This is a genomic window from Rhizobium sp. N324 (assembly GCF_001664485.1).
In the GTDB taxonomy this organism is placed as follows: domain Bacteria; phylum Pseudomonadota; class Alphaproteobacteria; order Rhizobiales; family Rhizobiaceae; genus Rhizobium.
In genome coordinates this window covers 494,074-504,141 of the sequence record NZ_CP013634.1, presented here as the reverse complement: position 1 = coordinate 504,141, position 10,068 = coordinate 494,074, and the positions used below count along the sequence as shown (strand labels likewise).

The window sequence follows — 10,068 nt, the reverse complement described above, 5'->3', positions numbered from 1 at the left end:
TCATCCGGTTTTCCTCGCTGCCGGTCCATTGGCCCGCATCAGCGCCATCAGCATCGGCCCAAGCGAGAACTCGCCGCGCTCGGCCCGCCGTGTCAGATCACGCAGATAGCCGCCGGCCGAGTTGATATGTCCGCCCCTTTCCAGGATGCAGGCGATCACCGTGGCGGCGTTTTCCGGCCCCATGACATCGCAGGCCAGCTGATAGGCGCTCGGGCTGACGCCCAGCATCGAACGGACGATGACGGCCGCGGCCATCAGATCCCGCCAGCTGCCGATCCCGCCCCCCGGCCCATAAGCGACGACCTCCGGGCAGGCCTGCAGCACCATCGCAAGGGGGAAGGATTTCGGCGGCTCCCGCCACGGCCGCGGTTCTTCCTCCGGCTTTGCGCCCTGCTTCGGTTCGAAGCTTGGTTCAAGTTCAGATGTGGGGTGTGGGTTTGAATTATGTATGTGCCGACCGTTTTGGCTGTCATTGGCATCTGATTTTTCTGTTTTCGTCTTCAATTCCAGCGTCTTGACGATCATTTCACGGAAGGCTTCGAGATCGGCTAGCAGATGTTCGATCTCCGCGGCCGACGGGCGGCGCGGCAGGCTTGCCGTAAGCAGGTTGAAATGCTTCTGCATCTCGATCCATTCGCCGGCGATTTCCTCTTCTAGGGCGATCTCGATGAGTTTGCTGATGTCGCGTCGGCAGAGCGTCAGCCGCTCCCGCAGGCGCTTCCATTCGAGCTTGTCGGCGAGCACCTGAGCCGCCTGTGCCTCGATCTCGCCGGCACGCGCCAGCAGCGGCGCCAGGCTGAAGCCGAAGGCCTCTCCAAGCCCGCCCTCGCCGTTGCGGCGGGCGAACCGCTTCCCGTTCGGGCTGTCACGCCGGATGATCAGGCCGGCTTCCACCAGCATCGCCAGGTTTCGCCGCAGCGTCGTTCCGGCCATCCCGTGCGTGCGCAGCGACAGCTGCTCGTTCGAGGGAAAGACGACGAAGCCGTTGGCCTCGGCAATCTCGTTCTTCGGATAGAAGGTCAACAGCGCGTTGAGAACCGCCAGCGCACGATCGGATACGCCGACCATGTCCTTTGCTTCGCAGAGCGAACGAAAGATCTTCCACTTATCGACCGATGCGTCCGGTTCGACCTTGCTGGCGCTTTCCTGGCTTGCCAGCATGCCAAGCGTCATCGATCGCCGCCCAAAGGGCGTCGATACGTATTGAGGCTCCATGTCCCTCACCTTTTTTCAAGGCAAAAGAAATCTACCACCCAAAAGGATGCCGAAGATGCTTGACAGTGATTCGAGGAAGTGCGATTCTCAGATTGTCCAGATATGAGAAAGGCTTCCGCGACGGCAACGTTCGGAGGCTTTTTTCTTTTGCGACCTACTCTCCTGCTTGCAACCTGCCGGCCCGATAGGCTTCGTAAAGCTCATCGAGACGGCGCGAAATGTAAGCGCCGAAATCCGGCGCATCGCCGGTTTTCAACGCGATCGTGAAGGAATTGCCGGCGCTCTTGATTCGGCCGGCAATCTTGCCGCCGCTCTTCGGCTTCCAGTCATATTCCGTGGCTTCGGGCTTCGCCTCTTTCCTGGCGAGCTCGGCCACCAGAAGCTCAAAACGGCGGTCGCTCTCCTCGGCCATGAAGCTTTCCGAGCCGACGAGTTTGGCAAGCCGCGCCGCCGTCATTCCGTTCCAGTCCTGGGCAAGCGCCATCCATTTGCGGCGGCCGATGCCGGGCGCAGCACCCACCGACCTGACGATCTCGGCCGGGATGGCCTTGGCGACGGAGAGCAGCTTCGACAGCTCGGTCTTATCGGTCGACAGCGCCTTCATGATGATCGGACGCTCAAAACCCTTGAGCTCGAGGTTGAGGGCAAAGACGGCGCGCTCGATGTAGGAAAGGTTGCGGCGGGCCGAATTTTCGATGCCCTGAGCAATGACCACATCGGTATCGTCAAGTTGGCGGACGATCGCCTGCACTTTGCGCCCGAGCAGCTTGACCGCCTGCAGGCGGCGATGGCCGTAGGCGATCTGATAGCGGCTCTCATCATCGGGATGGCGACGAACGAGAACCGGCACTTCCTGGCCGTTCTCGGCAATCGACTGCACCAGTTCGTCGTCGATATCGAGCGGCTGGTCGGCGAGGCGGTCGCGGACGAAGGAGGAATCGATCAGATCGGGATCGAGTTCGACGATGCGTTCGCCTGAGAGCAAGGCTTCCTGCATCGCCCTGCTCTCTTCCTCCATGCGCCCGAGGGTCAGCGCCATCGTCCGGACCGGCCCGGCCGTCCCGCGCGAAGACGATTCTTCGTAGTTGGCCGCGGCCAACTCCTGCGCCGTATCGTCGAAAAGACCTTTCAGGCGATCGCGTCTGCTCATGTCCGGCCCCAGGCTTTGTGAATGCCGGCGAGAACCTCGCTGTTGGCGGCATTGACCGATTCCAGCGCGCGATCGTAAGTCGAGCGGCGCACCTGCCCCTTCTCGATTTCGAACAGCGTCTGCTTGGTCAGGCCGGCATCGGCGATCGCCGTCGATTTGAGAATGGTCGCCGTCAAGACGTCGTCGCCGAACAGACTGCGCAACAGCGCTACGATCTGCGACTGCGGCGCGTCGAAGGGTTCATGACGGGTGACGACATATTTGATGAAATCGTGCTGCAGATCGCCGCCGGCCTTGCGAACCACGGAAAGCAGATCCGAGGTCATCAACAGAAATTGCGACATGGAGGCGACATCGACCATCTGCGGATGGATGGTGATGAGCAGCGAGGTTGCCGCGCAGACGGCGCCAAGGGTGAGATAACCGAGCTGCGGCGGGCAGTCGATCACCACGACGTCATATTCGGCCTCGACCTCGGCGATGGCCACGCCGACGCGGCGAAAGAACAGCTCTGCCGGCTTTTGCCGGTCGTTGAGCGCCCGCGGCGTTTCATGCTCGAACTCCATCAGTTCGAGATTGCCGGGCACCAGATCGAGCCCGTCGAAATAGGTCTTGCGGACGATATCCTTCAGCGGCTTGCGGCCGGCATCGTAGCGAATGGCGCCATAAAGCGTATCGCCATCGGAAAGATCGAATTCGGGCTGGACGCCCAGCATGGAGGAAAGCGAGGCCTGCGGATCAAGATCGATGGCGAGCACCCGATAACCCGCCAGCGCCAGATACTGCGCCAAATAGAGCGTCGTCGTCGTCTTGGCCGAGCCACCTTTGAAATTGGTGACGGCAACCGTCTGCAGCTTCTCGCCGGGGCGCCGCCAGGGAAGATAGGATAGTGCGTCCCTCGGCTTCAGCTTCGCCATATATTGGCGCAATTCATTGATCTGGCCGAGCGTGTAGGAGCGCCGACCATTCTGGGAAAGCTCCGGCTGCGGCCCCTTGCCATCGAGGGAAAGCTGGCGAAGATAGCCATCGGACACGCCGATCATCTGGGCAGCCTCGCCTGAAGAAAATGTCCGCAGCGTCTTTTGCGCGAGCGGCGGAAACAGCTTGTCGCGGAGAAGCTTCAATTGCCGCGAAAGCTGGTTCGCATGCCGCTCGATCCGCACATCTGTCGTCGATACGCTAATGTTGTCCAAAACACCCAATCCTTTTCGATGCGCTTTTCTGTCAACATAGCGTCAAAAAGCGTATCGAAAGTGACACGATTCGGGATTTCCGGCAACAATGGGGGCCAGGAGCCATTCCGGCCCGGTTGGCCGCGGCCAACTCTTCACCATCACCCTTGCGGCGAACCAGCTTTTTCGGCAAGACCGCCGGGACTCATGGGAGCATCGGCTTGAAGCACATCCATATCATCGGCATCGGCACGGGCAACCCGGAGCACCTCACCATACAGGCAATCAACGCGATGAATTCAGCCGAGGTGATCTTCCTGCCGGTCAAAGGGACGGGCAAGGAAGAGCTCGCCGAGATCCGCCGCGACATCTGCGAACGATACGTCACCCGCCCAGGGATCCGGATTTCGGAATTCGCGGTGCCACAACGGCAGACGGCAGACCGAAGCTACACGCAAAGCGTCGACGCCTGGCATGCCGAGATCGCCCTTATCTATAAGGAGCTGATCGCCGGCCTGCCCGATGACGGCCGCGGCGCCTTTCTCGTATGGGGCGATCCCAGTCTCTACGACAGCACGATCCGCATCATCGAACGCGTGCGGCAGGACGCCGGCGTGGATTTCGACCACAGCGTCGTTCCCGGCATCACCAGCATCCAGGCCCTGGCCGCCAGTCATAAAGTCCCGGTCAACCTCGTCGGCAAGCCGATTGAGATCACCACCGGGCGCAGGCTGGCGCGGGACGGTCTCCAGGCCGCGACGACGATTGTCATGCTCGACGGTGAACAGGCCTTTGCGAAGATCGACGATCCCGACGCCGAGATCTTCTGGGGCGCCTATCTCGGCACTGAAGACGAGATCGTCAGATCCGGGCGCCTCGGCGATATTGCCGCCGACATCGTGGCGCTGAGGGCCGAAGCCAGGCAGCGGCATGGCTGGATCATGGACATCTATCTCCTGCGCAAGGGACGGGATTTCGAGGAGTAGCCGGGCCGACCGTCTCCATCATGTTTTTGCCGCGCCCGCCGCGATCATGTAAGAAACGGACAGAGGATTAAGAATGGGCATCAAGACCGCCAAGGCGATCGACAGGAAGGGCGCGACGGACGGCTATGATCGCATGGCGGCGAAGATGCGCGCGCGCGGCGCCTGCCCCGCCCTCGCCGCACCGATGGCGACCGGCGACGGTCTGCTGGTGCGGCTGCGGCCGGCCGGCGGTGCGCTGACGCTGCCGCAGTTTAGAGCATTGGCGTGCACAGCCGCGGCGCACGGAAACGGCATTCTCGAGATCACCGCCCGCGGCAATCTGCAGATCCGCGGGCTGCGGGCCGAGACCGTCGGACGGCTCGCCGCCGATATCGACGCCGCCGGCATCACCGTGCCGGACGGACCGGCGATCGAAATCTCGCCGCTGCACGGCCTCGACCCGGAAGAACTGAGCGATCCCGCCGCAATGGAACTGTCCCTGCGCAGCACGCTTCAGGATCTGCTTGCCTCGCCTCAGCTGGCACCGAAACTGTCGATCGTCGCCGACGGCGGCGGAGCCTTCGGCCTGTCGGCGCTTACCGCCGATATCCGTCTCGCCGCGCAATCGCAGGCGACTTGGCTTGTGGCGCTCAATGGCGATGGTGCGACCGCAACACCGGTCGCGATCGGTCCTGCCGAAGTGGCGGTCTCGGCCGTGGGCGAGGTTTTAAGCCTGCTGACAATGCTCGGGCCGGGCAGCCGGGCACGGGATATCGATCCAGCGCTTTTGCGGGCGCGTTTTCCCGCCTTGAGCGAGCTCCGATCCATTCCGTCCGGCGCGGAGAAGATACCGCTGGCAGGCCTGCGCAGATTGGCGGACGGCAAAACCGTGCTCGGCGTCCGGCCGGAATTCGGTCAGATGCGCGCGGTCGATCTGATCGCCCTGCTCGATCTGGCCATGGCCCATGGCGCAGCGGAGATCCGACTCGCGCCCGGCCGCGGTTTCTTCCTGCTCGGGCTTGCGGCGGATACGGCACCGGCCGTGCAAGCCGCGGCGGCCCAATACGGCTTCAACGCCCAATCCGGCGAGAAAGCCGAGCATATCGCCGCCTGCGCCGGCGCCGGCGCCTGCGGGTCCGCCTTCTACGAGACACGCGGCTTGGCGCGCCGCATCCTGACCGCCGCACCCGCGCTCTTCGACGGTTCGCTGACGCTGCATCTCTCCGGCTGCGCCAAAGGCTGCGCGCATGCCCGGCCGGCGCTGACGCTGACAGGCACGGCTGAAGGTTATGACCTCATCCTCAACGGGCGTGCCGCGGATCGACCGGACGAACGGATCGCTGGCGGTCGGATCGATTTCGCTATAGAGAGGCTCGCCCGGTCCATCGAAGACAACAGAGGCGCTGGCGAATCGGCTGCCGCCTGCCTTACACGGCTTGGCGCAACCGGCGTTTCGAAGGCGCTGCGACAGGAATAAGAATGCCAGACTACGATTATATCCGCAGCGGCGACGCGATCTACGAGCGTTCCTTTGCGATCATCCGCGCCGAAGCCGATCTTTCGCGCTTCACCGAAGATCAGGCCGATATCGCCGTGCGCATGATCCATGCATGCGGGCTGGTCGAGGCGGCGGAGCATTTTGTGTTCTCCGCCGATGTCGTCAGCGCCGCGCGCGACGCGCTGAGAGCCGGGGCGCCGATCTTCTGCGACGCGGAAATGGTATCCCAGGGCGTGACCCGGGCACGGCTGCCGGCGCTGAACGAGGTGATCTGCACGCTGCGCGATCCCGCCACGCCGGAACTGGCGCGCGAGATCGGCAATACCCGCTCGGCTGCGGCCATGCATCTCTGGCTCGATCGGCTCGGCGGAAGCGTTGTCGCGATCGGCAATGCGCCGACCGCGCTCTTCCATCTGCTCGAACTCCTGCGCGACGGCGCCCCGAAACCCGCAGCCATCCTCGGCATGCCCGTTGGCTTCGTCGGCGCGGCGGAATCGAAGGACGCGCTGGCGGAGAATTCCTATGGCGTACCCTTTGCCATCGTGCGCGGCCGGCTCGGCGGCAGCGCCATGACGGCGGCCGCCCTCAATGCGCTGGCGAGGCCGGGCCTATGACGACAACAGGCCGTCTCATCGGCGTCGGCACCGGTCCTGGCGACCCGGAGCTTCTGACCCTCAAAGCCGTCCGCGCCATCGAAGGCGCCGACGTCATCGCCTATTTCGCCAAGCAGGGCAGGGGCGGCAACGGCAAGGCGATCGTCGAGCCACTGCTGAAATCCGGCGTGACGCTGCTGCCGCTCTATTATCCCGTCACTACCGAGATCGATAAGAACGACGAGCGTTACCAGAGCCTGATCACTGAATTTTACGACCGGTCTGCGAAAGCCGTCGCCGGCCAGCTCGATGCCGGGCTGACCGTCGCCGTGCTCAGCGAAGGCGATCCGCTGTTCTACGGTTCCTATATGCACCTGCATGTCAGGCTTTCCCAGCGCTACCCAACGGAGGTGATCCCTGGCATCAGCGCCATGTCCGGCTGCTGGTCGCTGGCGGGCATGCCGATCGTCCAGGGTGACGACGTGCTTTCCGTACTGCCCGGTACGATGGCCGAGGCCGAGCTGACGCGCCGCCTTGCCGATACGCAGGCCGCCGTCATTATGAAGGTCGGCCGCAATCTGCCGAAGATCCGCCGGGCCTTGGCGGCGGCCGGCCGGCTTACGGAAGCCGTCTATGTCGAGCGCGGCACCATGGCGAATGCGGCGATGGAAAAGCTCGTCGACAGAGCTGACGGCGATGCGCCGTATTTTTCGCTGGTCCTTGTGCCTGGCTGGGAGAACAGCCGATGAGCGGCCGGCTTTTCGTGATCGGCACCGGTCCCGGCAATCCCGAGCAGATGACGCCGGAAGCGCTGGCCGCCGTCGAGGCGGCAACGGATTTCTTCGGTTACGGCCCCTATCTCGACCGGCTGCAGCTTCGCGACGATCAGCTGCGGCATGCCTCGGACAATCGCGAAGAACTCGACAGGGCAGGGGCGGCCCTTTCGATGGCAGCGGATGGCGCCAAGGTCTGCGTCGTCTCCGGCGGCGATCCCGGCGTCTTCGCCATGGCGGCCGCCGTCTGCGAGGCGGTCGACAACGGGCCGGCAGCCTGGCGGGCCGTCGATCTCACTATCCTGCCCGGCATCACCGCGATGCTGGCGGTGGCGGCAAGAGCAGGCGCCCCGCTTGGCCACGACTTCTGCGCCATCTCGCTCTCCGACAATCTAAAGCCTTGGGATATAATAGAAAACCGTCTCGAATTGGCGGCCAGGGCAGGCTTCGTCATCGCCCTTTATAACCCGATCAGCCGGGCGCGGCCCTGGCAACTCGGCGAAGCCTTCAAGCTGTTGCGCAACCATCTGCCGGCAGCGACACCGGTCATTTTCGGCCGGGCGGCCGGACGGCCGGACGAACGCATCGCGGTGCAGCCGCTGTCGCAGGCGGATGCGTCGATGGCCGATATGGCGACCTGCGTCATCATCGGATCGGCCGAAACCCGGATCGTGGCGCGGCCCGGCCGGCTGGATCTCGTTTATACGCCGCGCTTCATGGCGGGGGGGAAGAGGTGATCGACCGCCGTCAGCGCCGCCTTGACAGTTCCGACCGTTTTGATTGTGGATGCCGCTGCGCGCGCCACCATCATCACCTCGATGCCAAGCAGGCGGGCCGCTTCGATCTTCGCATAGGTGGCGGCGCCACCGCTGTTCTTGGCAATGACGGCGTCGATGCGGTGCTGCTTCAGCAAAGCGCATTCGCCTTCCACGGTGAACGGACCGCGATCGAGGAGATAGTCGACATTGGCAATCGCCAGCGGCGGCTCGATGGGATCGACGCTGCGGATGAGATAGAAATGTTGCGGCGCCGCTTCTGCATGATGCGCACCCTGCCGACCGGTCGCCAGGAAGACCCGGCGAGGGGAGGGGCCGAGCGCTTCGATGGCGGCGGGAATGCTCCGCACATCACACCAGCGATCGCCCGGCAGGCATTGCCACTCGGGACGGCGAAGAGCGATCGCAGCTATGCCAGTGGCCTCGGCCGCAAAGGCGGCATTGGCGGAAATGCGCTCGGCGAAGGGATGCGTGGCATCGATCAGCAGACCATAGCCACCCGCCTTCAGGAAATCGGCGAGCGCGACAGCACCACCGAACCCGCCGATGCGGACCGGAACCGGCTGCGCGGCCGGTTTTTCGGTACGCCCAGCAAGCGACAGAAGAATATCGCAGTTTCCCCGTGCCGCCAGCGCTTCGGCCAGCAGCCGTGCCTCGCCCGTGCCGCCGAGGATCAGAATGCGAGGTCTTCCCATGTCTGATCTCTCTCCTGCTTCCGGCCCGCGCTGGCTGACTATTATCGGCATCGGCGAAGATGGTCCAGAAGGGCTCGGCGAAGAGGCGAGGCGGCTGATCGCCACCGCGCCTGCCGTCTTCGGGGGAACACGGCACCATGCGCTTGCCGCGTCGCTGATCACAGGCGAAAGGTTTTCCTGGCAGAGCCCGTTCGCGCATTCGGTCGATGCCATTCTCCAGAGGCGCGGCACGCCCGTCGTCGTGCTCGCCTCCGGCGACCCGTTTCTCTACGGCGTCGGTGCAACGCTTTCCCGCCATGTGGCGGCGGAAGAAATGCGCACCATCCCGGCGCCATCGGCCTTCAGCCTCGCCTCCTCGCGTCTCGGCTGGCCGCTGCAGGACGTCGCGGCGATTTCGCTGCATGGCAGACCGATCGACCTGATCAAGCCGCATCTGCACGCCGGGCGGCGCATCATCGCGCTGACTTCGGACGAGAGGGGCCCGGGTGAGTTGGCTGCGCTGCTTGCCGCCGATGGTTTCGGTCAGTCGCAGCTTACCGTGCTCGAGGCGCTGGGCGGCGCACGGGAACGGCGAAGGCAAGCCCTGGCCGCGGATTTCGACCTCACGGACATCGATTCCCTCAACGTCTGCGCCCTGCAAATCGCGGCAGGGGAGGGGGCGCGCATTCTGCCTTTCGCCGCCGGGCTCGAAGACGCGCTGTTCGAGCATGACGGACAGATCACCAAACGCGAAATCCGGGCGATGACGCTGTCCGCGCTCGCGCCGCGCCATGGTGAACTGCTCTGGGATATCGGTGCGGGCTCGGGATCGATCGGCATCGAATGGATGCTGGCCAATCCATCGCTGAAGGCAATCGCCATCGAGCAGTCGCCGGAGCGGGCCGCGCGCGTCGCGCGCAACGCATCCGCCTTCGGCGTGCCGCATCTCGCCGTTGTCGAAGGCGCAGCGCCCGGCGCGCTGGCCGGCCTGCCGGAGCCGGATGCGATCTTCCTCGGTGGCGGCGGCAGCGAACCCGGCGTCATCGATGCAGCGATCGCCGCGCTGAAGCGGGAAGGGCGGCTCGTCGCCAATGCCGTGACGCTGGAGATGGAAGGCGTGCTGCTCTCAGAACACGCAAAACGCGGCGGCTCGCTGACACGGATCGAAATATCGCGCGCGGGGTCTGTCGGCAACATGAGCGGCTGGCGGCCGGCCATGCCGGTGACCCAATGGCGCTGGACGAAAGGATGA

The 10,068-nt window shown here is 64.3% G+C and carries 10 protein-coding genes; 6 read left to right on the top strand and 4 right to left on the bottom strand.

All coding sequences use genetic code 11. The features are described from left to right. From repC to repA, 3 genes are all read right to left on the bottom strand, one after another. The gene (gene repC, locus AMK05_RS30005; protein WP_064843826.1) at positions 1-1,215 is read right to left on the bottom strand and encodes a plasmid replication protein RepC; all 1,215 of its coding nucleotides are present in this window, start codon (positions 1,213-1,215) and stop codon (positions 1-3) included. A gap of 154 nt (positions 1,216-1,369) precedes the next feature. Beyond that, on the bottom strand, positions 1,370-2,365 hold the full coding sequence (repB, locus tag AMK05_RS30000) for a plasmid partitioning protein RepB (RefSeq protein ID WP_064843825.1): 996 nt from the start codon (positions 2,363-2,365) through the stop codon (positions 1,370-1,372). Then, positions 2,362-3,558 carry a plasmid partitioning protein RepA gene (gene repA / locus AMK05_RS29995; RefSeq protein WP_064843824.1) on the bottom strand — a complete coding sequence of 399 codons (1,197 nt, stop codon included), beginning with the start codon at positions 3,556-3,558 and terminating at the stop codon, positions 2,362-2,364. The genes repB and repA overlap by 4 nt, the downstream gene beginning before the upstream one ends. Before the next feature lie 200 nt (positions 3,559-3,758). Here repA and cobF point away from each other — a divergent pair, with 200 nt between their 5' ends. The 5 genes from cobF (at position 3,759) to AMK05_RS29970 (ending at position 8,103) form a co-directional block, all read left to right on the top strand. Then, on the top strand, positions 3,759-4,523 hold the full coding sequence (gene cobF / locus AMK05_RS29990; protein WP_064843823.1) for a precorrin-6A synthase (deacetylating): 765 nt from the start codon (positions 3,759-3,761) through the stop codon (positions 4,521-4,523). 73 nt (positions 4,524-4,596) lie between these two features. After that, positions 4,597-5,979: a precorrin-3B synthase gene (gene cobG, locus AMK05_RS29985; protein ID WP_064843822.1), complete on the top strand. Its 1,383-nt coding sequence runs from the start codon at positions 4,597-4,599 to the stop codon at positions 5,977-5,979. A gap of 2 nt (positions 5,980-5,981) precedes the next feature. Continuing rightward, positions 5,982-6,614: a precorrin-8X methylmutase gene (locus AMK05_RS29980; RefSeq protein WP_064843821.1), complete on the top strand. Its 633-nt coding sequence runs from the start codon at positions 5,982-5,984 to the stop codon at positions 6,612-6,614. Beyond that, on the top strand, positions 6,611-7,342 hold the full coding sequence (locus AMK05_RS29975) for a precorrin-2 C(20)-methyltransferase (RefSeq protein WP_064843820.1): 732 nt from the start codon (positions 6,611-6,613) through the stop codon (positions 7,340-7,342). Before AMK05_RS29980 ends, AMK05_RS29975 begins: the two co-directional genes overlap by 4 nt. Further along, on the top strand, positions 7,339-8,103 hold the full coding sequence (locus AMK05_RS29970; RefSeq protein WP_064843818.1) for a precorrin-3B C(17)-methyltransferase: 765 nt from the start codon (positions 7,339-7,341) through the stop codon (positions 8,101-8,103). Before AMK05_RS29975 ends, AMK05_RS29970 begins: the two co-directional genes overlap by 4 nt. On the opposite strand, the gene AMK05_RS29965 is transcribed toward AMK05_RS29970, so the two are convergent. Continuing rightward, positions 8,067-8,837 (bottom strand): cobalt-precorrin-6A reductase, encoded by a 771-nt coding sequence (locus AMK05_RS29965; RefSeq protein ID WP_064843816.1) that lies wholly within the window; start codon positions 8,835-8,837, stop codon positions 8,067-8,069. The two genes, AMK05_RS29970 and AMK05_RS29965, sit on opposite strands and share 37 nt — an antisense overlap. On the opposite strand from AMK05_RS29965, the gene AMK05_RS29960 reads away from it, so the two are divergent. Next, on the top strand, positions 8,836-10,068 hold the full coding sequence (locus AMK05_RS29960; RefSeq protein WP_064843813.1) for a bifunctional cobalt-precorrin-7 (C(5))-methyltransferase/cobalt-precorrin-6B (C(15))-methyltransferase: 1,233 nt from the start codon (positions 8,836-8,838) through the stop codon (positions 10,066-10,068). The two genes, AMK05_RS29965 and AMK05_RS29960, sit on opposite strands and share 2 nt — an antisense overlap.

Coding starts and splice junctions, on each gene's coding strand:
- repC (WP_064843826.1), bottom strand. CDS start 1,215: ATGGAGCCTCAATACGTATCGACGCCCTTTGGGCGGCGATCGATGACG.
- repB (WP_064843825.1), bottom strand. CDS start 2,365: ATGAGCAGACGCGATCGCCTGAAAGGTCTTTTCGACGATACGGCGCAG.
- cobG (WP_064843822.1), top strand. CDS start 4,597: ATGGGCATCAAGACCGCCAAGGCGATCGACAGGAAGGGCGCGACGGAC.
- AMK05_RS29980 (WP_064843821.1), top strand. CDS start 5,982: ATGCCAGACTACGATTATATCCGCAGCGGCGACGCGATCTACGAGCGT.
- AMK05_RS29975 (WP_064843820.1), top strand. CDS start 6,611: ATGACGACAACAGGCCGTCTCATCGGCGTCGGCACCGGTCCTGGCGAC.
- AMK05_RS29970 (WP_064843818.1), top strand. CDS start 7,339: ATGAGCGGCCGGCTTTTCGTGATCGGCACCGGTCCCGGCAATCCCGAG.
- AMK05_RS29960 (WP_064843813.1), top strand. CDS start 8,836: ATGTCTGATCTCTCTCCTGCTTCCGGCCCGCGCTGGCTGACTATTATC.
- AMK05_RS29965 (WP_064843816.1), bottom strand. CDS start 8,837: ATGGGAAGACCTCGCATTCTGATCCTCGGCGGCACGGGCGAGGCACGG.